Source organism: Microbacterium sp. SL62 (assembly GCF_026672635.1).
In the GTDB taxonomy this organism is placed as follows: Bacteria; Actinomycetota; Actinomycetes; order Actinomycetales; family Microbacteriaceae; genus Microbacterium; species Microbacterium testaceum_A.
In genome coordinates, this window is sequence record NZ_JAPPRM010000001.1 from 625613 (window position 1) to 651340 (window position 25728).

Genomic DNA, 25728 nt, shown 5'->3' on the forward strand with positions numbered 1-25728 from the left:
CGCGGGGATCGCGGGGTTCAGCCGAGGATCAGCGAGATGACCGTCGCACCGCCGCCGGTGAGCACGAGCGCGCCGATCACGACCCACGCGGTGATCTTGACGCGCTTCTGACGCTTGTCGCTGAACACGGTCATGTCGTCGTCTTCATCGGTCATCGCGCGTCTCCTCTCGTCGGTGCGGGGGTGCGGTGCGGGGCCGGAGCCCGGGCCTCAGGCCACCGGCTCCGAGACGGTCGGCCCGAAGACCGCGGGCAGCGTCTCGTTCGACAGGCGGCGCAGCTCCGAGACGGGGACGGTGAAGACGTCCTGGATCTCGAGGGTGGCCTCGGTGCCGGGCTCGACGTCGGTCACGCCGATGCGCAGCACCGGGTAGCCGCGACCGTCGCAGAGTCCGCGGAACTTCACGTCTTCTTCGCGGGGCACGCTCACCAGCACGCGGCCGGTCGACTCGCTGAACAGGGCGGCCGTGGCATCCACGCCGTCGCGCTCCATGAGCTCGGTCAGCCAGACGCGCGCGCCGACGCCGAAGCGCATGACCCCCTCGGCGAGGGTCTGCGCGAGACCACCCGACGACAGGTCGTGCGCGCTCGAGACGAGCGACTGGGAGCCTGCGGCCTGCAGCAGCTCGGCGAGCTTGCGCTCCATGCCGAGGTCGACCTTCGGCGGGCGGCCGCCGAGGTGGTCGTGGATCGTGCCGGCCCACTGCGAGCCGTCGAGCTCATCGGCCGTGACGCCGAGCAGGTACAGGTTCTCGCCGGCGTCCTGCCATCCGCTGGGGATGCGGGCGGCGACGTCGTCGATGATGCCCAGAACGCCCACGACCGGGGTCGGGTGGATCGGCTGGTCGCCGGTCTGGTTGTAGAACGAGACGTTGCCGCCCGTGACCGGGATGCCGAGTTCGAGGCAGCCGTCGCTCAGACCCTCGACGGCCTGACTGAACTGCCACATGACCTCGGGGTTCTCGGGGCTGCCGAAGTTGAGGCAGTCGGTGACGGCCGTGGGCACCGCTCCCGTGACGGCGACGTTGCGGTACGCCTCCGCGAGGGCGAGCTTCGCACCGTTGTAGGGATCGAGCTGGTTGTAGCGGCCATTGCAGTCGGTCGCGATCGCGAAGCCGAGGCCGGTCTCCTCGTCGACGCGGATCATGCCGGCGTCGTCGGGGAAGCTCAGCGCCGTGTTGCCGAGCACGTAGTAGTCGTATTGGTTGGTGATCCACGAGGTGTCGGCGAGGTTCGGGCTCGCGACGAGGGTCGTGAACTGGTCGCGCAACACGTCGTTGTCGGTCGTGCGAGGCAGTTTCGTTGCGGAGTCGGCCTGAAGGGCGTCGATCCACGTGGGGTACGCGACAGGGCGCTCGTAGACGGGGCCGTCGACCGCGACGGTCGAGGGGTCGACGTCGACGATGCGCTCGCCGTACCAGTCGATGACGAGGCGGCCGTCTCCGGTGACCTCGCCGAGGACGCTGGTCTCGACGTCCCACTTGCCGACGACGGCGAGGAACGCGTCGAGCTTCTCGGGCGCGACGATCGCCATCATGCGCTCCTGCGACTCCGACATGAGGATCTCTTCGGGCGTCAGCGAGGGGTCGCGCAGCAGCACCTTCGACAGTTCGACCTTCATGCCGCTGTCGCCGTTGGCGGCGAGCTCGCTCGTGGCGCACGAGATGCCGGCGGCCCCGAGGTCTTGAATGGCCTCGACGAGGTCGTCGCGGTACAGCTCGAGGCAGCACTCGATGAGCACCTTCTCGGCGAACGGGTCTCCCACCTGAACCGCGGGGCGCTTGGTGGGTCCGCCGTCGGCGAAGGTGTCGGATGCCAGGATGCTCGCGCCACCGATGCCGTCGCCACCCGTGCGGGCGCCGAACAGCACGACCTTGTTGCCCACGCCGGTGGCGTTGGCGAGCTTGATGTCTTCGTGGCGCATGACGCCCACCGCGAGGGCGTTGACGAGCGGGTTGCCCTGGTAGACCGCGTCGAACACGGTCTCGCCGCCGATGTTCGGCAGGCCCAGGCAGTTGCCGTAGAACGAGATGCCGCTGGTGACGCCGTGCACGACGCGCGGGGTGTCGGGGTGGTCGATCGCGCCGAAGCGCAGCTGGTCCATGACCGCGACCGGGCGCGCGCCCATCGAGATGATGTCGCGCACGATGCCGCCGACGCCGGTGGCCGCGCCCTGGAAGGGCTCGATGTAGCTCGGGTGGTTGTGCGACTCGACCTTGAAGGTGACCGCCCAGCCGTCGCCCACGTCGACCACGCCGGCGTTCTGGCCCATGCCGACCATGAGGCGCGTCTTCATCTCGTCGCTGACCTTCTGGCCGAACTGACGGAGATAGATCTTGCTCGACTTGTAGGAGCAGTGCTCGCTCCACATGACCGAGTACATCGCCAGCTCGCCGCTGGTGGGGCGGCGGCCGAGGATCTCGCGGATCTTCGCGTACTCGTCGCTCTTGAGACCGAGGGCGCCGTACGGCTGCTCCTTCTCGGGAGTGGCGATCGCGTTGTCGACGGTGTCCGCAAGAGCGGTACGGGCGGCGGGGTTCGGGGTGGTCACGCGGCTGAGCTCCAAGATCGCAGGGGCCGGACGCCAGTCAGTCTAGTTGGGCGCGCCGACATGCCCGGGGTCGACGACAGCGTGAGAGCGCAACCTCGGTGATCCGCGGAACGTCGGCCGGGTTCCCGGCATCCGGGCTGAGGATGTGCGGATCGCCGTGCCCGTGCGGCGGCTCGGGGCAAGATGGTCGGTGCGGCGCCGTCCGCAGTCCGCGGAGGGAGAAGCTTGCGCATCGTCATCGCCCCCGACAAGTTCAAGGGCACCCTGACCGCGCGGGAGGCGGCGGGTGCCATGGCCCTGGCCGTGCGCGACCGATGGCCGGGCGCCGAGATCGCCATCGTGCCGATGGCCGACGGCGGAGACGGAACGCTCGACGCCCTCGGCGGGGCCAACGTGCACGACGAGGTGACGGGACCGCTCGGCGCACCCGTGCGCGCGGCCTGGCGCCTCGACGGTCGAGCCGCCGTGATCGAGTCGGCAGCGGCATCCGGACTCGTCCTCGCCGGGGGAGCGGAGGCCAACGACCCCTGGGACGCGACGACACGGGGCGTCGGCGAGCTCATCGGACTCGCCCTCGACTCGGGATCGGTCCGCATCGTGGTGGGCACCGGCGGCGTCGCCGCGACCGACGGTGGACGCGGGGCGATCGAGGCGCTCGGCGCCCACGTGCCGTTCGCTCCCGGGCAGGTGACGGTGCTCACCGACACGACCACGACGTTCATCCACGCGGCCGAGGTGTTCGGTCCGCAGAAGGGCGCCGACGCCGAGCTTGTCGAGCGCCTGACGGAGCGCCTGCGGGCGGATGCCGCGGACTGGGCCGAGCGCTTCGGGCTCGACGTCTTGGTCATGCCGAGATCGGGCGCCGCCGGTGGTCTCTCCGGCGCGTTGCTCGCGGCCGGCGCCGAGGTGGTCGACGGCGCGGCCTACGTCGCGCAGGCGCTCGAGCTGAGCGAGGCGCTCGCCGAGTCGGATCTGGTCCTCACCGGGGAGGGCGCGTTCGACGCCACGAGCCTCGCGGGCAAGGGGCCGGGGCACGTGCTCTCGGTCGCCGCGCGCCACCGGGTGCCGGCGGTCGTCATCGCGGGGATCGTCGCCGCCGACGCCGTCGGCTCGCGCGTCTTCTCGATGAGCGAGGTCGTGGGCGCCGAGCGCGCACTCGCCGACGCCGCCGACGCCCTGCGCGTCACGACGACGCAGGCCCTCTGGCAGCTCGACCTCTGAGGGGTCGCCGCCTCCGTGGGGGTCTCGACTCTTCCCGGCGTCAGGCCGTCTTCGCGATGCGCACCCGGATGTCCTTCATCAGCGGCTGGTCGCTCTGACGGCTGTAGTCGTCGGGGCCGAGCAGCACGTTCAGCTCGGGGAAGTAGCCCGCGGCGCTGCCGCGCGGGGTGTCGTACTCCAGGGCGCGGAACGCCGTGACGCTGCGCACCGAACCGTCGCGCGAGGTGGCCACGATGTCGACGAGGTCGCCCTCGGCGATGCCGCGCTGCTTCATGTCGCGCCGGTTCATGAAGACGAGCTCGCGGATATTGCGCACGCCGCGGTAGCGGTCGTCGGCCGAGTAGATCGTGGTGTTCCACTGGTCGTGCGAACGCATGGTCTGCAGCACGAGCACGTCGGCCTCTTCGGGGATGACGTTGGGCAGATCGGCGTGCGAGAACTCGGCCTTGCCCGACGGTGTCTGGAAGTCGCGCTCGCGCGCGGGCTGCGGGATGCGGAAGCCGTAGTGCTGGCGCACGAGCTGGTTGAAGTCCTCGAAGCCGGGCAGCACCTTCGCCATCGTGTCGCGGATGCGGTCGTAGTCGCCGACGTACCACTCCCACGGCGTCGCCGACTCGGGCATGGTGGCCCGGGCGATGCGCGCGATGATCTCGGGCTCGCTGAGCAGGTGCGGCGAGGCGGGTTTGCGCGACCCCAGCGAGAGCATGACCGAGCTCATGGCGTCTTCGGTCGAGATCGACTGAGGTCCCGACTCCTGCTCGTCGCGCTCGGTGCGGCCGATGCACGGGAGGATCAGCGCCTGCTTGCCGTGGGTGAGGTGGCTGCGGTTGAGCTTGGTGCTCACGTGCACCGTCAGCTCGCACCGGCCCATGCCCTCGGCGGTGAGCGTGGTGTCGGGAGCGGCCCGCACGAAGTTGCCGCCCATGCCGAGGAAGACCTTGAGGTCGCCGCGGTGCAGCGCCGCCACCGTGTGCACGGTGTCGAGGCCGGGCTCGCGGGGCGAGGTGATGCCGCAGACCTCGTCGAGCTTCGCGAGCCAGTCCTCGGTGGGCTTGTGGTTGATGCCGCACGTGCGGTTGCCCTGCACGTTGCTGTGTCCGCGCACGGGCGAGGGGCCGGTGCCCTTGCGCCCGACGTTTCCACGCAGCAGCAGCAGGTTGACGATCTCGCGCACGGTGTCGACGCCGTGCTGGTGCTGGCTGACGCCGAGGCACCAACTGATGACGCAGCGCTCCGAGGCGAGGTACACCGCCGCGGCTCCGCGGATCTCGGCCTCGGTCAGTCCCGCCTGCTCGACCAGCTCGGCCCACGTCGTCGCCTCGACCATCGCGCGGTACTCGTCGAGTCCGCTGGTGTACTGGTCGAGGAACGCCTGATCGATCGCGGTGGGGTCGGTCATCGAGGCTTCGAAGACCACCTTGGCCATGCCGCGGATGAGGGCGAGGTCGCCGCCGGGGCGCACCTGCAGGTTCATCGTGCTGGTCGGGGTGGAGTGGAAGGTCGCCATGTCGACGATCTCGTGCGGCACGATCGTGCGGGTGCCGGCGACCTCTCGCAGCGGGTTCACGTGCACGACCTGGGCGCCGCGGTCGATCGCCTCGGCGAGGCTGGTGAGCATGCGCGGCGCGTTCGAAGCCGCGTTGACGCCGAGGATGAACAGCGCGTCGGCGTTCTCCCAGTCCTCGAGGTCGGCGGTGCCCTTGCCGGTGGCGAGGGATGCCGTGAGTCCACGGCCGGAGCCCTCGTGGCACATGTTCGAGCAGTCGGGGAGGTTGTTGGTCCCGAGCTCGCGCGCGAACAGCTGGTAGAGGAACGACGCCTCGTTGCTGAGGCGGCCCGAGGTGTAGAAGGCGGCCTGGTCGGGGGAGTCGAGCGCGGTGAGGTGCTGCGCGATCGTGCGGAACGCGTCGTTCCACGAGATCGGCACGTAGTGGTCGGTCTCGGCGTCGTAGACCATCGGGCCGACGAGACGGCCGGCGTCCTCGAGCTCGAAGTCGCTCCATCGCGACAGCTCGGTCACCGAGTGCTCGGCGAAGAACTCCTTGCCGACCCTCTTGTGCGTCATCTCCCACGTGACGTGCTTGATGCCGTTCTCGCAGATGTCGAGGGTGACGCCCTTGTCGTCGGGCCAGGCGCACCCGGGGCAGTCGAAACCGCTCTTCGGGTGGTTCATCGTGAACATCGCCCTGGTGCCGGCGACCGGCTGGCGCTGCTGGTAGAGCACCTTGCCGACGGTGAGGGCGGCGCCCCAGCCGGCGGCGGGGTGCTCGTAGGGGCCGGTGCTCGACCACTCTCCCTCGACCTGCGGGCCGAGGCCTCCCTGTCGCGGTTCCTCGGTCATCAGCCCGAACGATTCACCCATGTTCACCCTCCGTGGATTGCGGCGCAGGGGTGGTGGCATCCACACGCCCTGCACTCGGTCGTCAGCGTACGCTCGCGAGATCGGTCGTCGCGGGGGTTGTGGACGGCGCGATGATGCGATCCGTCCGCGTGTACAGGTTCATGCTGTTGCCCCGCACGAAGGCGGCGAGGGTGAGACCCGCGCGCTCGGCGAGCTCGATCGCGAGCGATGAGGGCGCCGACACGGCGGAGAGCATCGGGATGCCGGCCATCACGGCCTTCTGCACGAGCTCGAAGCTCACGCGGCCCGACACCTGCAGCACGGTGCCGCGCAGGGGCAGTCGGTCGTTCAGCAGGGCCCAGCCGACGACCTTGTCGACGGCGTTGTGCCGGCCGACGTCTTCGCGGGCGACGAGAAGATCGCCGCTGGCGACATCGAAGAGCGCTGCGCCGTGCAGACCGCCGGTCTTATCGAAGGTTTTCTGCTGCTCGCGCAGACGATCGGGGAAGGCGGCGAGGTCGTGCGCCGAGACCTGGATGCCGTCGGAGGCGACGTCGTAGCTCGACACCTTCTCGACCGCGTCGATCGACGCCGTTCCGCACACTCCGCACGAGCTCGTCGTGTAGAAGGAGCGCGCGATGTCGGGGGAGGGGAGTTCCACGCCGGGTGCGAGCGTGAGGTCGAGCACGTTGTAGGTGTTGCCGTCGGCTCCGCCCGTTCCGGGACCGCCGCAGTGGATCGCCCGGGCGAACTCGTCGCCGCGACTGATGACGCCCTCCGACACGAGGAAGCCGGCCGCCAGCTCGACGTCGTGCCCGGGGGTGCGCATCGTCACCGACAGGGGCGTACCGGCGACGCGGATCTCGAGCGGTTCTTCGACGGCCACGGCATCCGGCCGCTGTCTGTTCACGCCGTCGAGGGTGAGGCGCGTCACGCGACGCGACGCGGTCAGGCGGCCCATGTCAGGACCGAATCCGAGAGCTGGAGGGGGACATGGGTCGAGCGTACGCCGGGCCTCCGACACCGCGGCGCGCTCTTCCGCGACGAAGTGACCGATCGAGGGGATGCCGACACCCGGTCGCCATGGGAACGTGCACAGTCGCGAAATTCTGCGGTTTCCGGCCATCCGCATTCATGCGAATACAGATCCGCAGAAGTTTTTCAAGTCCGACGTGACGATTCCCCCACCCGGTACGTCTTAGTCCTGTAGGCCGAAGCGCCCACCCCGGACACCCGGGTCCAGACATTCGAAAGGCACGGACATGGCTGAGAACGCCCCCACCACCCCCGCTGCGCAGAACGTCCCCCAGGCGGCGTCGCGCGTGAACCGTCCCCTCGCCGGTCGCGGTCAGGAAGCCCACACCGAGGGCAAGACCACGATCGCCGAAGGCGTCGTCGCGAAGGTCGCCGGCATCGCGGCCCGCGAGGTCAACGGCGTCTACGCCCTCGGCGGCGGCGGAGCCCGCGCCCTCGGTGCCATCCGCGACGCCATCAACGCCACCGACCTGACGCAGGGCGTCAAGGTCGAGGTCGGCGAGACCCAGGCCGCCGCCGACGTCACCATCGTCGTCGAGTACGGCGCCCCCATCCAGGAGGTCGCCGACCAGGTCCGCGCCCGCGTGGCCGGTGCCATCAACCGTCTCGTCGGCCTCGAGGTCGTCGAGGTCAACGTCGACGTGAACGACGTCCACATCCCGGGCGACGAGAACAACGACGCCGAGTCCGAGAAGCGCGTCCAGTGAGCGCCACCACGAAGGGCGCCCTGGTCGGCCTCGTCCTGGCCCTCAGCGCCCTGATCTTCGGTTTCTGGGGATTCATCCTCGTCGCCCTCTTCATGGCGATCGGCGTGGTCGTCGCCCGCATCACGGCGGGTGAACTCGACTTCGGCAACATCGTCAACGCCTTCAAGGGTCGGAGCACATCGTGACCACCGTCACCGCTTCCCCCGGGGTCGGCAACCGCACCACGGTTGCCGGCCCCGGCCTCCCCGCCGGCCGGGTGACCATCTCGGACCGCGTGCTGCAGAAGACGGCGGAGCGGGCCGCCGCCGACATCATCGGAGTGGATGCCAAGAGCGTCCGCGTCGAGATCGTCTCGGCCCGTCAGACCGCCGCCGTGCGTGTGACGACCGCGTTCCCCGTCCCCCGCCTCGACGACACCGAGGCCGTGCACGCCGCGACTCCCGTGCTGGAGGCCGCGCGCGTCGCCCAGACCGAGCTGCGCTCGCGTCTGACCCGTCTGTTCGGCCGCGAGATCTCGCGCGTCGACCTCACCATCTCGGGCGCCACCGCCCCTCAGCGAAAGCGAGTGCTGTGATGACTGACACCGTGCTCCGCACCGTCGTGCGTCGCGAGACCCACTCGCCCCGCACCGTGGCCATGCTCGTCGTGGTCGTGCTGCTGCTGCTCGCCCTCGCGTACGCCGCGGTCGAGATCATCCTCGACCTGTCCGGAGCTCAGCCGTTGCTGGTCGCCCCGGGCGAGGCCCTCAATGCCGTCGTCGCGGCGCCCACCGCTCTCATGCCGGTCGCCTTCGTCGTCGGCGGGGTCGTGCTCGCCATCGTCGGGCTCATCGTCCTGGTCCTGGCCCTCAAGCCCGGCCGCCTCTCGCGCCACGAGATGTCGTGGGGGGAGCGGGCCGTCGTCGTGGACAACGGCGTCGTGGCATCCGCCCTCGCCCAGCACCTCAGCAACGAGTCGGGGATCGCTCGGGAGGACATCGTCGTGGGCGTCGCCCACCGCTCCGTCGACGTGACGGTGCGGCCCCCGGTCGGCATCCCCGTCGACGAGGCGCAGCTGCGCCGCATCGTCGATGAGGAAGTCAGCTCGTACAAGCTCTCGCCCGCCGTGCGCACCCACCTGCGCGTACAGCGTCCCGACACCAAGGAGTCCTGATGAACGCGACGCGACGCGGTCTGAACCGCTTCCTCCTCTTCCTGGTGGCCGTGGTGCTGCTGGGCCTGGGAGCCCTTGCGCTCGCCGTGGGTCTGCTCCCGGGCGGGACCGACACCTGGACCTCCGTCATGGGCGGCTTCCAGGGCTGGCTCGAGTCGCTGGGCCGTGAGTCCGCCGGCTGGGGCGCCGTCGCGGCCATCGTGGTCCTGGCGATCATCCTGATCCTGATCGCCTCGGCCGCCGTGCGCGGGCGCCGCCAGGCTCCGCTGCAGTCGACCGGCAGTGCGAACGACGAAGGACGCATCACCGTCACCGACGGGTTCGCGTCCGAAGCCCTCAAGAACGCCCTGGGCGAGCGCGACGAGATCCTCTCGTCCCGCGTCAGCGCCGGCGAGGTCGGCAAGGAGTCGGTCCTGCACGTGGCCGTTACCCCGCGCCAGAACACCTCGCCCCGCGACGTCGCCGAGCACGTCGACACGCTGGTCACCAACCTGGCCGCTCTCACGGGTCAGAACCTGCGCGCCTACATCTCCATCCACTCGGGTCTGCGCGCGAAGCTCGCACGCGACAACACCCGCGTCCACTGACACCCCCACGAGGAGACGTGATGTCCACCATCGATGCGACCATCGACCCGCCCGACCTCGACGCCGCGGCGACCCTGGCGGCGACCGCCGCAGGCGCCGTCCCGGGCGTTCACGCGCTCGGCAGCCTGATCGGACGGGCGTCGGATGCCGTGCGCGAGCGTGTCGGTCTCGCAAGCACCGCTCCGGGCGTGAAGATCGACACCGATCGGGCCGACGCGGTCACCGCGACCATCTCGCTCGTCGTCGACTACCCGCACAAACTGCGCGAGGTGTCGGACGAGGTCCGCCGGGCCGTGCGCACCGCGCTCGAGCCGCTGGGCCGCGGTCGGGTCGACGTCGACGTGGTGGTGACGGGCGTGTTCGGACCGTTCGACCGTGACGTCGTGGCCGAGGCCGAAGAGCGGGCGGATGCCGTCGCCGCCCGCGCATCCGAGGTGACCGACGTCGCGAAGGCCAAGGCGAAGGACGTCGCGGACCGGGCATCGGCCGTGGCCGACGACGCGAAGTCCCGGGCCTCGGAGGTGGCCGATGATGTGCGGTCGCGGTCGAAGGACCTCGCGGCCAGCGCCTCGGAGACGATCGACACCGCCGTCTCCAGGACGAAGGACGTCGCCGCCGGCGCAGCGGCTGCCGAGGACGAGACCGTTCGTCAGGCACGCGAGCGCGTGGTCGCGGCCGACGCGGAGTCCGACATCGACGCCGCGGATCGCGTGACCGAGGGCCTGGAGCCCGAGCGCACGTCGCCCGCCGCGGATGATCGTGGAGACGTGAGCGACGTCGTCGCCGAGGCGCTCGAAGACGCTGCGATCGACATCGCGATCGCCGCCGACGAGGTGCGCGCCGACGACAAGACCCCGGCGACCGACAGTGTGCAGTCGGTCGTGGAGGACGAGCGCCCCCGCGCCTGAACCGCGAGATTCGAGAGGGCGCCCCGGCTTCGGCCGGGGCGCCCTCTCGCGTGCCGCGGCAGACGCACCCCACCCGACACGTCCCGGACACGTCACCGGAAGTTGTCGCTCGGGCAGGTATCCCACCCCGAGAAGCGACATGCCTGCATGATGGGCAGCATTTCCCTTCGGTGCCCGTGAGCCGGAGTCGATCACGCGGCGTCAGCGCCCGTCGAGTGCGCGGAGGTACCGCCGCGTCATCCAGGACTGCACCCGCCGGCCGACGGGAGCACCGAGACGCGTGAACCAGCGCCCGGGCGAGGAGAACGCGGCGATGTCGAACACCACCTCACCAGATGGCGTGAGGGTCAGGGTGAACCGCTCTTCCCCGCGTTCGGGGTGACCGGGCAGGGTGCCATAGGCGAAACCCGCGAGGGTCTCGGTGCGGTCGGCCCACACCACCAGACACGGAATGCGGAAGCTCAGGATGCCGATACCCAGGCGCATCGTCACGCGCGTGCCCGTGCGCATCGGGGTGTCGGACAGGTCGATCCGCGCACCGGCGCGGCGCTGCGCTTCTCCCGCGAGCAGGGCGTCGGCTGCCCTGGCGAAGTCCTCGGGGCCCCGACCGATCACGCGACGGGCGCGCACGTGGTGGTAGCCCGCGGGCATCTGCCCGGCGGTCGCGCCGACCTCGTCGTACGTCAGCTCGCCCATGGCCTCACGCTATCGGGGGCCGTCAGTGCGGTGGGTAGGTCTTGCGGATCCCGACGATCAGCTCCCGGTGAGCAGGGTGCAGGTAGAGGGCGGTCGGGCTCTCGAAGTGGCACGCCGGGTGGATTGCCGACGTGAATCTGACCTCGACGTGGGGCCTCTCGCTCAAGACTTTGTCCACGGCTCTGGCGACGTACGTTTTCATCACGTTCTCGTGCTCCTCCACACAACCGACGCGGGAAAACTCGGGATCGACAACGAGGGTACCCATTCGACTGAATGAGATGAAGGGGTCTCGCGGACTTCCTCCTGCGCGGCCCGCAGGCGGGGTCCAGGACCGCGGAGCCTCTTCGCGCGATCGGTCGCCGCGGCGCACGACGCGGGGCTGCGGCACATCGATGCCACGATCGGCGCCGACAGCGAGCCCGCCCTGGCCTCCTACCGGGCGACGGGCTTCGTCCCCTACCGGGAGACGGACGGCGCGATCCCGCACCGCTACGACCTCTGACGCGCGCTTACGCTGAGGGCATGGTGTCGACAGTCCCCGGTCCGCTCGCGTGATCGACGTCGCCGAGCACCTCGCCGCGATCCTCGAGGCGGTCGTGCCGCTCGAGCCCGAGCCGCGTGACGTCGCGGCCGCGCGCGGCCGGGTGCTGCCCGTCGCCGTGCACGCCGCTGTCGACGTGCCGGGGTTCGATTGCTCCGCGATGGACGGCTTCGCCGTGCGTGCCGAGGACGTCACGGGGGTGCCGACGACCCTGCGCGTGGTCGCCGACCTGCCCGCCGGCGCTGACCTCGACCCGCCGATCGCGGCTGGCGAGGCGGTGCGCATCATGACCGGAGCCCCCGTGCCGACGCACGCGAACGCCGTGGTGCCGTTCGAAGACACCGCCGACGGGCTCGCGGGCGGACTCGGTCCGGTGACGGTGCTCACGGTGCCCCGCGGACCCGGCGCGCATATCCGTCGTCGCGGGTCCGACGTGCGGGAGGGGTCCCTCGTCGTCGCCGCCGGTGTACGGCTCACCGCCGGGCGGGTCGGTGCGATCGCGGCATCCGGGGTCGGGACCGTCTCCGTCGCTCGCGCCGCACGGGTCGCGATCGTGTCGACGGGGTCCGAACTGCGACCCGCCGGAACGCCGCTGCGACGCGGGCAGATCCCCGAGTCGAACAGCGTGCTGCTGGCCGGGCTCGCCGAAGAGGCGGGGGCAGAGGTCGTGCTGCGCTCCAGCGTCGACGACAGTGGCGACGGCCCGCGCCGGGCGATCGCCGCCGCCGAAGCCGCGGGCGCCGACGTCGTCGTGTTCTCGGGCGGGGTGAGCGCGGGCGCATACGAGGTCGTCAAGAACACCCTCGGCGATCTCATGCGGTTCGAGCCCGTGCGCATGCAGCCGGGCAAGCCGCAGGGCTTCGGTCGTTCCGAGGCGGGGACGCTGCTGTTCGGGCTGCCGGGCAACCCGGTGAGCGCGGCGGTGTCGTTCGAGCTCTTCGTGCGTCCCGCCCTGCGCGCGCTCGAGGGCGACCGCGAGCTCGGCCGTGAGAAGGCCGTCGTGCCGTTCGCCGTCGACTGGCGCTCGCGGCCCGAGCGGACGCAGTACGTGCCTGTTCGGATCGACTGGTCCGACCCCGCGCACCCGGTGGCCGAGCCGGTCGAGCGTGGCACGCGCGGCTTCGGCGACGCGAACGGCCTCGCCGTGATCCCCCCGGGGACGCGCGCGACCGGCTCGGGAGATCCCGTCGAGGTGCTGCTGTGGTGAGCGTGGACGCGATCCTGCTCGCCGGTGGACGCGCCTCGCGCGTCGACGGGGCGACGAAGCCGTTGTTCGAGGTGCACGGAATCACCCTGCTGGACGCGGCGATCGGGGCCGTGCGCTCCCGTGGTGCGCAACGGATCGTCGTGGCCGCACCCGCGCTCGCCGACGACCTCGACGTCGAGTGGGTGCGCGAAGACCCGCCCTTCGGTGGACCGGTCGCGGCCATCGTCGCCGCCCTGACCCGCGTACGCGCCGACGAGGTCTTCGTGCTCGCGAGCGACCTGCTGACCGCTCGCGCTGCGGTCGGTCTCTTGCCCGACGAACTGGCCGTGGACATCGACGGCGCCTGCCTGGACGATGGCCGCCGACAGTGGCTCATCGGTCGCTACCGTGCCGCGGCGCTGCGGGCAGCAGCATCCGGCCTCCGCGAGAAAGGGCGCGACGCCTCGATGCGCGCACTGCTGGGCGGGCTGCGGGTGAGGGCGATCGCCGCGGACGCGTCCCTGACGCGCGACATCGACACGTGGGACGATCTCCGGATAGCCCGAGGAGGAGCCATGACCGATTCCCGCACCCTGCCGCCCGAGGCGCTGAACGACTGGAGCGCCGCGCTCGCCGAACGCTTCGGCCTGGCGGAGGGCGACATCCCCATCTCGCTGATCCTCGACCTCGCGCGCGACGTCGCGAACGGGGTCGCCCGTCCAGCCGCTCCGCTCAGCGCGTTCGTCGCAGGTCTGGTCGCCGGTCGTGCCGGTGGCTCACCCGCCGACACCGAGGCCGCTGTCGCCGCGGTCGTCGAGATGGCCCGCGGGTGGAAGAACGACTGAGCGGGCCATGCCCGAGTGGTTGATCGTCGCCCTGGGCGTCGGGGCGGGCTTCGTGCTCGTGTGGGGGGCGCTCATCGCCGTGCTGCGGTGGCAGCAACGGCGTTCGGGTGGCGACGTCGACTGGCGGGCCGTGCTGCGCCTGGCGCCCGATGTGATCCGCCTGGTGCGCCGCCTCGCCGTCGATCCGGCCGTGCCGCGGGCGACGCGGTGGTGGCTGATCGGGTTACTCGCCTACCTGATCTCGCCGATCGACCTCGTGCCCGACTTCCTGCCGGTGATCGGCTACGCCGACGACGCGATCGTGGTCGCGATCGCGCTGCGCTTCGCCATCCGTCATGCCGGGATGCCGGCCATCGAGCGCCACTGGCCGGGAACGCCCGAGGGGTTGAGCAGCGTCCTCACGCTCGTCGGCGCGGCGAGGGACTGAGGGTCAGCCGAAGACCCCCGACAGCACCACCGTGCGCGCTTGCGGATCGATGACGACCGTCGCCCCGTGACCGCCCGACGAGAACAGGTCGTCGAGCTCCGGGCTTCCTTCGAACGGACCGGTCGGGAGCTTCGGCGCGAGGTCTTCGACGAGGGTGGGCGGATCGACCTTCACGAGGTCCGCGGTCGATCGGTAGACGTCGATCTCGGACTCCGGCATGACCGCGATCGCGTCGACCCAGTACGTCGAGGGGCCGACATCGCTCGAGCCGAGCGTGCCGCCCATCCACTCGACCGACTCAGCGGCCGCGAGCTGCGGGAATCTCTCGGCGAGGGGGGCGAGGTCGGTGCGGAGGCGCCCGTCGCTGTGCTTCGCCGCGGTCGGCGGCTCGGGCGCGGGGGCGGAGCAAGCGGAGAGCGAGACGCAGAGGGCGGCGATGACGAGGGCTGCGGTGCGGCGCATCATGCCGTGCACCCTAGCCAGAAACATGGCGAGGTTCACCCCTCACGGCCCCACGTACTCCCCGCGCGGGCGCAGTCGCATCGCGGGTTCGGCGTACTCCGCGGCGATGTGCGCGATCCATCCCGCGATCCGCCCCAGCACGAAGATCGTGCTCGCGGCATCGTCGGGCAGGCGGGCGCCCGAAACCAGCGCCGCCAGCGCGAGGTCCACGTTGGGCAGCAACCCCGTCCGGGCGGCGACGACCTCGGACAACCGACGTACGGCATCCATCGTCCGGTCTCCGTCGGGCAGCGCGGACAGAAGGGGGAACAGCGCCGTGGCCCGGTCGTCGCCCCCGGTGTAGAGCGGATGACCGAAGCCCGGGATGCCGTTGCCCTCCTGAAGCGCGTCGGTCAGTGCCCGCTCGGGTTCCTGACCGCGGTTCACGCGCGTGAGCAGTCGCGCTGTGCGGGTCGCGGCGGAGATGTGCAGCGGGGAGTCGGCCGCACCGAGCGCAGCGCTGACGGCGGCGTAACCGTCGGCGCGCGCCGAGGCCGCGACACGCGCGGCGAACGTCGAGACCGCCAGGTCGTGGTCGATGGCGAGGACCAGCGCGGCGTTGACGGCGGTGATCGTCGCGTCGTCGGCGGTCGCAGTCCACGTGCTCGCGAGCGAACGCGCGAGATCGGGGTGCGGGCGCCCGCCGAGGGCGACGGGCAGGCCCGTGAGAAGGGTCCAGCCGATGCGGTGGGCGGTGTCCGCCGAGGCGTCGTAACGCAGAGGGTCGTCGGCGGCGAATCCGGTGAGGGCGGCGCGTAGGCGATCCATCGATCCGGCCGGGAGCGGGAGCGCCTCGACCATCGCGCGGGCGCTGCCGATCGCGGGGTCCGGGGCGTCGATGCGCTCCGCGTTCCACAGCCAGGCGACGACCTCGGCGAACGGCTGAGGGATCAGGTCGCGGGCGCGGCGCCCGCGGTAGAGCAGCTCGTCGTCTTCGATATCGGCCACGTCGGTCTGCACGACCCCGAGGGGCATGCCGGTCGTGGGGTGGGTGGGCGTCCGGACGGCCGCGCGACGGCGACCGGCGGCGAAGGCCTCCACCTCGAGCGCGTCGAAGGTCGAGCCGCGGGCGTCGCGCTCGCGGGTGAGGAGGCCGCGCGACACGTAGGCGTACACGGTCTCGGGTTTGACGCCGAGCCGGGCGGCCACCTGAGCGGCGGAAAGACGGGGGAGAGGCGCGCTCATCTTGATCCGATCAACGTTGACGCTGTCGTCGTCATGTTCGCACACTGAGCGCATGAGCGACCTGATCGATGTGCCGCGCGGCCTGAACGGCGTCGTCGCGGCCGAGACGACCATCAGCGACGTCGACGGCGACGCCGGCGTCTACCACTACCGAGGATTCTCCGCCGTCGACCTCGCGCGCACCCGGTCGTTCGAGGATGTCTGGCACCTACTGGTCGTCGGAGAGCTCCCGGATGCCGTGACCCGGGCCGCCTTCGCCGCGCGCGTCTCATCCGCCCAGGCCGATCCGACCCTGCCCGAGCTGGTCGCCGCGGTTACGGCCCGCACCGACCAGCCCCTCGCGGCGCTGCGCGCGGTGTGGACGCTCGCGGCATCCGCCCGCTCTTCCGCGCCGCTGTACGACCTCGCTCCCGCCGGGCGGCTCGACGAGGCGATCACGTTCGCCGCGGTGGCGCCGCTCGCGTTGGCTCCCGGGAGTCCGAGCGGCCGGGGGGTCGTCGCCGACTACCTCGAGCGGGTGACCGGCCGCGAGCCCGGCGAGGAGCACGTGCGGGCGCTGTCGGCCTACCTCGTCGCGGCGATGGACCACGGTTTCAACGCCTCAACCTTCACGGCCCGCGTGATCGCCTCGACCGGGGCCGACATGGCCTCATGCCTGTCCGGCGCGCTCGGGGCGCTGGCGGGGCCCCTGCACGGCGGGGCTCCGGCCCGCGCCCTCGACAGCCTCGACCGCGCCGGCGACGACCCGGCCGCCTGGATCGCGGGGGAGCTCGCCGCAGGTCGCCGTCTGATGGGCTTCGGGCACGCGGTGTACCGCACGAGCGACCCGCGCTCCGAGCTGCTCCGCGGCGTTGCCGAACGACTCGGAGGAGACCGCGTCGCCCAGGCGCTCGCTTTCCAACGCGAGGCGGAGCGGCACCTCGCGGAGCGACGCCCCGAGCGCCCGCTGCACGCCAACGTCGAGTTCTACGCGGCCGTGGTGATGGAGCAGTGCGGCATCCCGCGCGCGATGTTCACACCCACCTTCGCCCTCGCCCGCACGATCGGCTGGACCGCGCACGTGCTCGAGCAGGCGGTCGACCCGAAGATCATCCGCCCGGCCGCACGGTACGTGGGGCCGTTGTTCGGGGGCTGAGCCGTCAGCCCAGCAGCTCGAGACCGCTGAACAGACCGATCGTCACCGACAGCAGACCCGCGGCGACCCCGGCGATGAACCCCGCGGCGGCGAGCTCGCGCGCCATGCGCGCGTTCAGGCTCAGGATTCCGCACACGAACGAGACCACCGCGAGCACCCACATGCCGATCTGGATGAACGGGAGGTTGTCGATCTCGGCGATCGCGCTCGCCGTGGCGATGAAGAGGTACCAGGCGATGACGATCACGCCGGTGACGATCGCGACGATCGACACGGCGCGGAGATCGCCCTTCGGCGTCGGGGGTGCCGGCGGCTCTTCGCGCGGCGGGATGTCGACGGCCGGTTCGAGCGAATCGGGGAGGTCGTCATCTGCCATGCCTCGATCCTCCCAGGTCGCGGCTGCATTCGGCAGGTCTTGACGGGCCGCGCGTCCCGCCACCACACCTAGGCTCGTGGGGTGAGAACCGTCGGAGTCGACCTTGCCGCGGGAGCCCCCGGCACCGCCCTCGCCGAGATCGTCTGGTCGGGCGGTACGGCGCGGCTGACGCGGCTCGAGATCGGGATGCAGGATGCCGACATCGTGGCGTCCGTCTCGGCAGGCGAGGCGTGGCTCGGGGTGGACTGTCCGCTCGGCTGGCCCGACGCGTTCGTCGATTTCGTGCAGGCCCACCACGCCGATGTCGACCCGCGGCTCGGGCCGGTCGACGGGGGAGCCGACTGGCGTCGCACGCTCGTCTACCGCCACACCGACCACGTCGTGCGCGAGCGCATCGGCCGCTGGCCGCTGAGCGTCTCGACCGACCGGTTGGGGGTCACCGCTCTGCGTGGCGCGGGTCTGCTGCGCCGCCTGGCCGCAGCGGGATTCCCCGTCGACCGCGCCGCTGAGGGGCGCCTGTTCGAGGTCTACCCCGGTGGGTCGCTGCGCCTGTGGGGCTTCGACACGAGCGGATACCGAGTGGATGCCACCCGCCGGGCCGTCCTGCTCGACGCACTGACCCGGCGCGCGGCGTGGCTCGACCTCGGCGGGTTCGAAGACCTCGCCATTGCGAAGGCCGACGCTTTCGACGCCGTCATCGCCGCCCTCGCCACGCGCGCCGGAGCGCTCGGGTCGTTCGCGCGCCCGGCACCCGCGAAGCTCTCCGTCGCCCGACGCGAGGGCTGGGTCGTGTTGCCGGACGGACCTTTCGAGGCGCTTGCGGCGACCTAGTCCGTGCGCGTCTACAGGCTAGGCGTGAACGACATCGCGGCACGGCCGGTTCGGTGCCGTGGCGTCGGCCGGTCGGAGTCTCTCTGTGTTGTCCCGCGCGCGCGGTCCCTGGAGGTGACCCCGGTCGTGGTCCGACATCGGATCACTCCCGGGCGAGCTGCGAGATATCGCGGGTGCGGGCACCGTGCGCACGTCAGCTGTCCGCGTTGCCCCTTCTCGCTCCCCCGTGGGCGGGACGGCGTCCGCCCCGCCCACGGGTCTCAGCTGCGGAGACGGGCGGTTCGGCGTCGCCAGAAGAGGAGCGCGATCCCGAGACTGAACAGGAGGGTACCCACACCGGCTACCGCGAGGGGAATACCCGGGGTGCCTGTCACCGCGAGCCAGACCTGCGCGACCGGATTGTCAGCTGGTGACGGCAGGGGATTCACGGTCACTACGGCCGAACTCGGCGGAGAGCTGACAGGACGTCCACCAAGGGTGGCCCGAGCTGTCGCGGTGTTGATGAGGGCCCCGGTGGCCTCCTGGGCAGCGACGGTGTGTCGGCCGAGGAACGTCACCGTCTGTCCCGGCCTGAGGGTTGCGGCACGGTCGGCGTCGGTGGCAAGCGGGGGCGTGTCCAGCGCGATCGCGTGTCCGCTCGCGTCGATGAAGGAGTCCTCGCTGACCGTCACGTCTGTGGCCGTGATGTTCCCGGTGTTGGTGATCGCGAAGGTGTACGTGACGACTTGTCCGGGCTGAGCCGTGGCGACGTCACTGGTCTTCAGCAACGCCAGCCGGGGTGCAGCGGTGGGGACGCTGACGTCTCCGTCGCTGCGGACGTCGGGCCCGGTAGGGGGTGTGCCGGTCGCGGTTGCGATGTTGGTCAGGGGCCCCGCGCCGAGGTCGGCCGCGGTGATCAGGTAGGTGCCGGTGAAGGTCACGCTCTCACCCGGGTTCAGGCTCCCTGAGAACCTGGAGGGAGCCGTCGGTCCCGTGGTGAGGGTCAGCGCACGGCCGTTGGCGTCCGTGAACTCCTTCTCGCGCACGTTCACACCGGTCAACATCGTGTCTCCGGTGTTGGTGACCCGGAAGGAGAACGACGCAGTCTCTCCCTCGACGAAGGCCTCACCGTTGGCGGGAAGAGAGACCGTCTTCTCCAGAGCGATGGAAGGGACCGCCGCGGCGGGCGTGATGATGGCGACGTCCTGCCCGGTCACGGGCGTGACCGGATCGGTCGGGTTTCGGCGCGGCGGATTGCCCGAGACCTCAGCGAGGTTCTGAATGCTGCCCGCGGCTCGGACATCGGCGGTGGTGACGGTGTAGGGCGCGGTCCAGGTCACGCTCTGGCCCGGGGTGAGGCTTCCGTTCCATCCCGCCGGCGTCTCGACGGTGGGTGCGGCGTCGAGGTGGAGGACGTCACCGGCTCCGTTGGTGAACGAGCGCTCGGTGAGGGCGACGTCCGTCAGCGTCAGGTTGCCGGTGTTGGTGGCGACGAACCGGTAGGTGACGACGTCGCCCGCCTTCGCGCCGGCGACCGGCGATGCGGTCTTCACCAGGCTGATCTGTGCCTTCCCGACCGGCGCCTGGCTGGAAGACGTCGCCGTCGGTGGGGCTCCTGCGTAGTTGACACTGCGGGGCACGGTGGCGGTGGCCGTGGCCGTGTTGGTCAGTGTTCCGCCCGCTTGCGCGTCGGTGGCAGTCACCGTATAGGTGGCGGTGAAGTCGACGCTTCCTCCCGGAGTGAGCGTGCCGTCGAAGCCGACTGGTGCCGTGGGGGCACCGTCCAGCTGGACCGTGGTGCCGGCACCGTTGGTGAAGGCGGTGTCGGTGACGGTGACGCTGGCGAGGGGCGTGTTGCCGGTGTTCGTGGCCCGGAACGTGTACGTGACCTTCTCGCCCGCGACGAAGCCCTGCCCGTTGGCGGGCGCGGACGCGGTCTTGACGAGCCCGATGCCGGGCTGGGCGACAGGGATCACGGTTTCTGCACACGAGAAGTAGGTGGTGAAGATCGCGGAGGTCGCGGTGCTGCCGGAGGCGACCCGCTGCTCGTCCGTGCACGGCTTGGCGGAGAAGTTGGCTGCGCCAAGCATGCGCTCGTAGTTGATCAGGCGCTTGCCCCACGCGTCGGCGTTGACCTTCACCACGATCGTGTAGTGGATCGACTGGCCAGGCTGGATCGCGCTCGAACCGGACGCGCCGGAATAGACGACATTGCGATTGAGAGGACCGCCGGAGACGAACCCGGTCGGACTGTCCGAACTTCCGGAGACGAACGTGACGCCGACGGGGAGTGTGTCGGTACCGCGATTGAACCCGCCGGGGGCGTCGCCGATGTTGGTGACGGCGATTGTGTAGGTGAGGGTGTCGCCGGGCAGCGCGGTGGCCTTGTCGACGGTCTTCGTGTGCACCAGTTGCGGATGGGGCGTGATCACGGCGGGGACACAGGATTGGCTGGAATTGTCCGGGCAGGGGTTTCCGGCGTCGGTCGGCGGGTTGTCGCTGCTGACGACGGCGAGTCGGTTGACGTACGTGTCGCCAGTCTTGACCTGAGGTCCGACGGGGAGCTGCACCTGGATGTCGTAGCTGACCTGCTGACCCACGGCGAGGGTGCCCACGTTCCAGGTCGCGGTGGTCGCTGTCGTCGAGGTCGCCTGCGGCACGTACCAGATGGTGGTGCCCGCGGGAATCGTGTCGGTGGCGACCACGTCGTGGAGGTCGGTGGTGCCGTCGTTGGTGACCGTGACGGTGTAGTCGAGGACCCCGTTGGGCACGACGGCCTCGGGTGCGGTGTTGAGGGTCTTATTGATGCGGAGGTGCGTGAGCCCGGCCTGAGCGACCCCGACTTTGGAGGACTCGATCGGGGCGACGGTGGAGCCAGTGCGCTGGTTGGTCTGCGCGGACGCGACCGTGTTCCAGGCGATCTGGGTGGGCGTGATCATCGGGGTGGTCACGTCGTAGGTGAACTCGATGCCCTCGGTGAAGTTGTAACTGGCAGAAGACGCCAGCTTCAGGGCGGTGACGTCGGCGAGATTGGCGGGCGCGGTGGTGGACCAGTCGTTGACGCAGCCGCTGTTCTGCGCGTCGGGGAAGACCTCGTCGCGGCAGGGGTTCGTCGCGGTCGAGTAGGACAGGGTCACGCCGGTCGGGATGGCGCCGATGGCGGTGAGGGCAGGCTGGAAGCTGCTGCCCCGGGGTGCGGTGGCGTTCGAGGCGAGGGTGCCGTGGTCACCCGGGCGCGGGAGGAGGTCGTAGAGAGTGACGCCGGCCATAGGGGACGCGCTCTTGTTCGTCCAGTTCAGCCTGTAGGTCGCTGTTCCGCCCGTGGCGGGCACCACGCCGATCGCGGGGTAGGTCTTGAAGACGGTGTCGGAGCTGCCCTGCACCGCCTTGGTCAGCTGCACCGCGTCGGAGGTCAGCGGCGGCTGAATGGTGGCGGTGGCGGAGGTGACGCAGGAGTACGGGTTGCCGGTCCTGGGCGTCGCGCCGTCCAGGCAGACCCCGTTGTCCACGGGGGTTCCCGCCAGGGAGGCTGCGACGGTGTTGGTATAGGTGCCGGCGTAGTCGGGTGCGCCGGCGACGGTGAACGCGACGGTGAGGCGACCGCCGCGGGCGGTGAGAAGGGAGTTGATGTCCGCAGCGGTGAACGTGACGGTGCGAGTCTGCTGACCCGTGACGGGGTTGGTGCCGGCGGTGACCGTGTAAGGCAGGGTTGTGCTGGCTTGACCGGGACGGGTGATGGTCACGTTCTGGATCGTCAGGTTAGGCAGGTCGGCAGGGAAGGTGTCGGTGATGGAATAGCCACCCCCGATGGGGGCCCGCGTCGCGAGGGAGCCCTGAACGCCCCACGTGATGTTGCCGATGGCGGCGTAGTTGACGCTCTTGCGGACGCCGATCTGAGCTTCGCCCTTGACGTACAGCGCCGCAAAGGGCGAATCGGTTGCTCCGATGCTTGCGGATCTCGGGTCACTGCCCGGCGCGAAGAACGCCACATTCGCACGGTTGCGGAGAATGTCGCCTCCGGCACGGGAGTCGGAGACGTATCCCCCGATGTCGATCGCGGTGAAGCGAGAGTCCATCCCTGCCGTGCGGGGGAAGATCAGCTCGGCGACCTGCCCGACGACAGCGGTGGGGACCTGGTACAGCACCGCCCGCGGCCCGTTCGCGAGCGGCGTCCCGTCGTTCGACACCACGGTCAGTGGCACGGTGGTGCCATCGATGAGGCGGGCGGAGGGCACGAATCCGCTCGGTACTCCGACGGCGGTATCGCTCGAGTTGATGGGGCTGGTGCCGACCGTGACGTACGTGGGGTTGAAGGCGGGGTTGGTGCAGAGTGTCCCGCTCGAGGAGGAGTAGCTGTCGTACTGGACGCCGGAGGCATTGCTGTTGCACGGCATCGGATCGATCGCTGTCCACTGCATGCCCTGGACGGGGTTTCGGATCTCGACCCGATAGGCGGCGGCGAGGAGTCCGGTGCCGGCTCCGGCAAGAACGTCCGCCGGGACGCTGGGGGTCCCGGAAGTCCACGGCCCCGGATAGGTGCCGTCGGTCGAGGTGGCGGAGCCGCCGCGCAGAGGGCCCGTCGCGGTCTTTCCCACGGATCCCATCGGGATCTGCTGGTCGGTGACGGTGACATCCATCGAGGTCGTGCCGGTGGAGACCGGGTCGTTACCGATCGGGTCGACGGTCGCGTTGACGGTGTTGGTCAGCCGTGTTCCCGAAGCGACACCGTTGTCGACGGTGGCGTTGACCGTCAGCGTCGACGGGCCGGGTCCGCGAACCTTGCAGTAGAAGCCGATGTCGTTGCCGGTCAGCGTCCACGTGACCGTGTTCCCGTTCACGACGGCGGCCGGGGTGCTCGAGACGTACGTGAGGCCCGCGGGGAGGGTGTCGACGATGGTGACCAATTCCGCGTTCTGGAATCCGGTGCCGAGCTGGAAGCAGGCGTAGTAGATCGAGTACTTCACTGTCTCGCCCACGCGGTAGAAGTCCTTGTCGGCGGACTTGTTGAGGGCGTTGAGGAAGGTAGAAGACGTTGCAGTGCTCGTCACGGCCGCGGGCGCGGTCGCGGACGGCGTCACGCCGTCGCTGAAGGTCAGGGTGGGCTGCAGTGTCCAGGTGGTGCCGTTCACGGTGGTTCCGTTCGGCGCTGTCAGGCTCAGCCCGATGGTGCCCGAGGTGGACTGGGTGAAGTCGGCGAGAGTGATGACGAGGTCACCGTTGACGATCTGAGAGCCGATCACCGCAGCGCTCTGGGCGATCGTGTACGGGAAGGTCGCGGCGGCTCCCAGGGGGATTCGAATGGTCGGTCCGGTTCCGCACGAGGTCGCGGAGGTCACGGAACACGAGTACGCGATCTGATACTGAAACGCATTGCCGGATTGCTGCGACGCGGGTGTGAGCTGCGAAATCGAGACGGCTGTGTTCGATGTCGCTGACAGGGCCGATACGTCTGACTGCGTCGACGGCGCTGCGGGCGCGATCGGCTGCCCGGCGCTGGGAGATGCAGGCACGGTGGTATCAGATACCCCGGGGTCGGGCGTCGCGGCGGTAGCGGCCACGGCATTCGTAAGAGGGGCGGTCAGAAGCGCCCCTACCGTGACGGCAGCGGCAATCACCATCGCGAGACGGCGGCGTCGGGTACGAGGACGGAGGGATGCACGCATGCGCTGACCTTTCGGAGGAGCAAGCTGTCCGGCTGCTGGAAGGCGGGGGCTGCGAGAATAGGGAGTTCTCGGATGATGCGCCCAGAGCTGATCATTGGCGCGGCCAGCGGTCTTCATCATGAGAAACGGAAAAGGATCAACTTCTGGCTACGGGTTCAAATTGAGAGAGAGCCCGTGCACCGGAGCCCGACAGGAGAGTGTGGCAAAACCTCTCTCGAGGCCGCTCTTGGCGCCCTCGACCTTCAGTTTCAACTCGTAAGGCTGGCGGCATGTGGGGCGATCGCGGGGCGAAGGCGGCCGAGAAGCGCGTGCAGCGTTTCCTCGAGGATTACGACGCGCAGTGGCGGCGGGCGGCGCCCGCTTTCGAGGACCGTGGCACGGGGCGCGATGCGTTCGCCGAGTGGCGGGATCTCACGATTCCCCTGATGCGAGATCACGTCGCGGGAGACCACGCTCGGCTGGACTCGTCGTTCGGGACGCCGCCGCAGTACGGGGTGGCCGTCGAACGGATCGTGCGGCCGGAGGTCGAGGGCGACCGCGCGTTCGTGCTGACCGAGGTGTTCGAATCGCAGACGCGCAAGAAGCACGAATACGTTCTCGAGCGCGATGGGCGCGGGTGGAGGATCACCGCGATCGAGCAGCACTTCGACGATCCGCGGGCCCCGTTCTCGGGTGCGGAGCAGGCACGCGCCCTCGCCGCCGACGCGATGCCGGACGCTCGCCTCGACGACGTGCCCGACGAGCAGCGCGGCCTCGACGAGGTCCGCAACTTCACCGAGCGCACGGTCGTGCACCGCCGCAGCGGGGAGTCGTCGGAGGTGCGCGTCTCGCCGGCGGGGACGCTGGTCACCTCGTCGGGAGTCATCGCGGTGCTCGATTTCGGCTACGACAACGGCGACGCGCGTCCGCTCGCCCGCCGCGTGGCTCCGGGGTCGTATCCGGTCGAACGCGTGACCGGTTTCGGTCGCAACGCCGCCCTGCGGGTGCTTTTCAGCGAACGGATGCCGGTGACCTGGCATCCCGCCGATCTGCCGTCCGGACCGGGGCACTTCTTCGGCGTCGACGCCGGCTCCGCCTGCATCGTCGACCTGCCCGCGTACGCGACGATGAGCCGCCGGGCCAAGGCCGCGGCGTTCACGGACTACATGTACGCGCCGTCACCGAGCGTGCAGGAGGTCGCGCTCGGTGCCCGCGACGTGGGGATCGTCGCGGAATCCGGGTACGGCGACGGCCAGTACCCGGTGTACTGGGGGCTCGACGAGACGGGTGCGGTCGCCCAGCTCGTCGTCGACTTCCTGGTGCTCGTCACCGCGGATGACGAGGGGAACTGGCGGCACCTGTGACATCAGGGCCGTGATCCTGCGGGTGGGCGCTCTGCGCGGCCGTCAGTGTATGGTCCTCGGGGCCGGGTGGAGTGAGGGTGCCGGTACTGATGGCCTCATCGCAGAGCCCCTGAGGATCTTCCGGATCAGTAGTCTGCGCGCCGGCTCATGTCATCGGGCAGCCGGAAGCACGGCGAGAACGAGAAGATCTCGATGCGGGAGCGATCAACGCTGAGAGTGAGCGAATAAGAAGAGCCCGCCGGGCCGACCACCCGTGCCCGAGGTACACCGTCCTGCGTCATCTCGACTCGCGCCGCAAAAGACGCTCTATGTTCGTACGTCTGCACTATTTCGTCCACTAGCTGCTGCACATCGACCGGACGAGAAAGGGGCAGGTAGTTGTGTCCCGTCCATTGGTACACGCCGTCAGGGCCGCAACTCAGGAGGATGCCCTAGCTCGTTCTCCATCGACTGCGCGACCGCCTTCGCGCCGTACACGTCCAGGGTCTCGTCCACAGCGGCCACACTCGCCGCTGTT

At 70.3% G+C, this 25728-nt stretch carries 23 protein-coding genes; 13 read left to right on the plus strand and 10 right to left on the minus strand.

Translation table 11 applies throughout. The features are described 5' to 3' along the window. Positions 1–17: 17 nt before the first annotated feature. Both OVA26_RS02935 and purL read right to left on the minus strand, forming a co-directional pair. Positions 18–155 (minus strand): hypothetical protein, encoded by a 138-nt coding sequence (locus OVA26_RS02935; RefSeq protein ID WP_164481587.1) that lies wholly within the window; start codon positions 153–155, stop codon positions 18–20. A gap of 54 nt (positions 156–209) precedes the next feature. Continuing rightward, positions 210–2549, minus strand: a complete 2340-nt coding sequence (purL, locus tag OVA26_RS02940) for a phosphoribosylformylglycinamidine synthase subunit PurL (RefSeq protein ID WP_268102907.1) — start codon at positions 2547–2549, stop codon at positions 210–212. Between the two features lie 225 nt (positions 2550–2774). On the opposite strand from purL, the gene OVA26_RS02945 reads away from it, so the two are divergent. After that, the gene (locus OVA26_RS02945) at positions 2775–3770 is read left to right on the plus strand and encodes a glycerate kinase (RefSeq protein ID WP_268102908.1); all 996 of its coding nucleotides are present in this window, start codon (positions 2775–2777) and stop codon (positions 3768–3770) included. 40 nt (positions 3771–3810) lie between these two features. Here the strand turns inward: OVA26_RS02945 and OVA26_RS02950 are convergent, their stop codons facing one another. Both OVA26_RS02950 and fdhD read right to left on the minus strand, forming a co-directional pair. Beyond that, positions 3811–6132: an FdhF/YdeP family oxidoreductase gene (locus OVA26_RS02950; protein WP_268102909.1), complete on the minus strand. Its 2322-nt coding sequence runs from the start codon at positions 6130–6132 to the stop codon at positions 3811–3813. A gap of 61 nt (positions 6133–6193) precedes the next feature. Beyond that, a complete protein-coding gene (fdhD, locus tag OVA26_RS02955; RefSeq protein WP_268102910.1) occupies positions 6194–7072 on the minus strand; it encodes a formate dehydrogenase accessory sulfurtransferase FdhD in 879 nt (292 codons plus the stop codon). 301 nt (positions 7073–7373) lie between these two features. Here fdhD and OVA26_RS02960 point away from each other — a divergent pair, with 301 nt between their 5' ends. From OVA26_RS02960 to OVA26_RS02985, 6 genes are read left to right on the plus strand one after another with little or no spacing between them, the layout of a single operon-like run. Continuing rightward, entirely contained in the window at positions 7374–7853 is a 480-nt protein-coding gene (locus tag OVA26_RS02960) for an Asp23/Gls24 family envelope stress response protein (protein WP_056225274.1), read from the plus strand. Further along, positions 7850–8038: a DUF2273 domain-containing protein gene (locus tag OVA26_RS02965; protein WP_056225276.1), complete on the plus strand. Its 189-nt coding sequence runs from the start codon at positions 7850–7852 to the stop codon at positions 8036–8038. The genes OVA26_RS02960 and OVA26_RS02965 overlap by 4 nt, the downstream gene beginning before the upstream one ends. Next, complete coding sequence (locus tag OVA26_RS02970; protein WP_268102911.1) at positions 8035–8427, plus strand: hypothetical protein; 393 nt, start codon at positions 8035–8037, stop codon at positions 8425–8427. The genes OVA26_RS02965 and OVA26_RS02970 overlap by 4 nt, the downstream gene beginning before the upstream one ends. Further along, positions 8427–9005: a DUF6286 domain-containing protein gene (locus tag OVA26_RS02975; RefSeq protein ID WP_268102912.1), complete on the plus strand. Its 579-nt coding sequence runs from the start codon at positions 8427–8429 to the stop codon at positions 9003–9005. The genes OVA26_RS02970 and OVA26_RS02975 overlap by 1 nt, the downstream gene beginning before the upstream one ends. Beyond that, positions 9005–9592 (plus strand): hypothetical protein, encoded by a 588-nt coding sequence (locus OVA26_RS02980; protein ID WP_056225284.1) that lies wholly within the window; start codon positions 9005–9007, stop codon positions 9590–9592. Before OVA26_RS02975 ends, OVA26_RS02980 begins: the two co-directional genes overlap by 1 nt. Before the next feature lie 20 nt (positions 9593–9612). Then, positions 9613–10500, plus strand: a complete 888-nt coding sequence (locus tag OVA26_RS02985; RefSeq protein WP_268102913.1) for an Asp23/Gls24 family envelope stress response protein — start codon at positions 9613–9615, stop codon at positions 10498–10500. Positions 10501–10701: 201 nt separating this feature from the next. Here OVA26_RS02985 and OVA26_RS02990 read toward each other — a convergent pair whose 3' ends face one another. Then, positions 10702–11196 carry a DUF1990 family protein gene (locus OVA26_RS02990; RefSeq protein ID WP_268102914.1) on the minus strand — a complete coding sequence of 165 codons (495 nt, stop codon included), beginning with the start codon at positions 11194–11196 and terminating at the stop codon, positions 10702–10704. A 22-nt stretch (positions 11197–11218) separates the two neighbouring features. After that, complete coding sequence (locus OVA26_RS02995) at positions 11219–11464, minus strand: hypothetical protein (RefSeq protein WP_268102915.1); 246 nt, start codon at positions 11462–11464, stop codon at positions 11219–11221. Between the two features lie 286 nt (positions 11465–11750). On the opposite strand from OVA26_RS02995, the gene OVA26_RS03000 reads away from it, so the two are divergent. The 3 genes from OVA26_RS03000 to OVA26_RS03010 are packed head-to-tail and all read left to right on the plus strand — an operon-like array spanning position 11751 to position 14198. Further along, positions 11751–12947: a molybdopterin molybdotransferase MoeA gene (locus tag OVA26_RS03000; protein WP_268102916.1), complete on the plus strand. Its 1197-nt coding sequence runs from the start codon at positions 11751–11753 to the stop codon at positions 12945–12947. Beyond that, the gene (locus OVA26_RS03005) at positions 12941–13771 is read left to right on the plus strand and encodes a DUF6457 domain-containing protein (protein WP_268102917.1); all 831 of its coding nucleotides are present in this window, start codon (positions 12941–12943) and stop codon (positions 13769–13771) included. Before OVA26_RS03000 ends, OVA26_RS03005 begins: the two co-directional genes overlap by 7 nt. Positions 13772–13778: 7 nt before the next feature. Beyond that, positions 13779–14198, plus strand: coding sequence for a YkvA family protein (locus OVA26_RS03010; RefSeq protein WP_268102918.1), 420 nt, complete (start codon positions 13779–13781; stop codon positions 14196–14198). 3 nt (positions 14199–14201) lie between these two features. On the opposite strand, the gene OVA26_RS03015 is transcribed toward OVA26_RS03010, so the two are convergent. Together OVA26_RS03015 and OVA26_RS03020 are read right to left on the minus strand one after the other, a co-directional pair. Beyond that, positions 14202–14663, minus strand: coding sequence for a hypothetical protein (locus OVA26_RS03015; RefSeq protein ID WP_268102919.1), 462 nt, complete (start codon positions 14661–14663; stop codon positions 14202–14204). A gap of 39 nt (positions 14664–14702) precedes the next feature. Next, complete coding sequence (locus tag OVA26_RS03020) at positions 14703–15884, minus strand: citrate/2-methylcitrate synthase (protein WP_268102920.1); 1182 nt, start codon at positions 15882–15884, stop codon at positions 14703–14705. A gap of 52 nt (positions 15885–15936) precedes the next feature. On the opposite strand from OVA26_RS03020, the gene OVA26_RS03025 reads away from it, so the two are divergent. Beyond that, complete coding sequence (locus OVA26_RS03025) at positions 15937–17019, plus strand: citrate synthase (RefSeq protein WP_268102921.1); 1083 nt, start codon at positions 15937–15939, stop codon at positions 17017–17019. A 4-nt stretch (positions 17020–17023) separates the two neighbouring features. Here OVA26_RS03025 and OVA26_RS03030 read toward each other — a convergent pair whose 3' ends face one another. After that, positions 17024–17395 carry a hypothetical protein gene (locus tag OVA26_RS03030; RefSeq protein ID WP_056225328.1) on the minus strand — a complete coding sequence of 124 codons (372 nt, stop codon included), beginning with the start codon at positions 17393–17395 and terminating at the stop codon, positions 17024–17026. A gap of 81 nt (positions 17396–17476) precedes the next feature. Between OVA26_RS03030 and OVA26_RS03035 the strand changes: the two genes are divergently transcribed. Continuing rightward, positions 17477–18226 carry a DUF429 domain-containing protein gene (locus tag OVA26_RS03035; RefSeq protein WP_268102922.1) on the plus strand — a complete coding sequence of 250 codons (750 nt, stop codon included), beginning with the start codon at positions 17477–17479 and terminating at the stop codon, positions 18224–18226. Positions 18227–18486: 260 nt separating this feature from the next. On the opposite strand, the gene OVA26_RS03040 is transcribed toward OVA26_RS03035, so the two are convergent. Then, a complete protein-coding gene (locus OVA26_RS03040) occupies positions 18487–23541 on the minus strand; it encodes a DUF7507 domain-containing protein (RefSeq protein ID WP_268102923.1) in 5055 nt (1684 codons plus the stop codon). Between the two features lie 596 nt (positions 23542–24137). On the opposite strand from OVA26_RS03040, the gene OVA26_RS03045 reads away from it, so the two are divergent. Further along, positions 24138–25211 carry a DUF4241 domain-containing protein gene (locus OVA26_RS03045; RefSeq protein WP_268102924.1) on the plus strand — a complete coding sequence of 358 codons (1074 nt, stop codon included), beginning with the start codon at positions 24138–24140 and terminating at the stop codon, positions 25209–25211. The last annotated feature ends 517 nt before the right edge of the window (positions 25212–25728 follow it).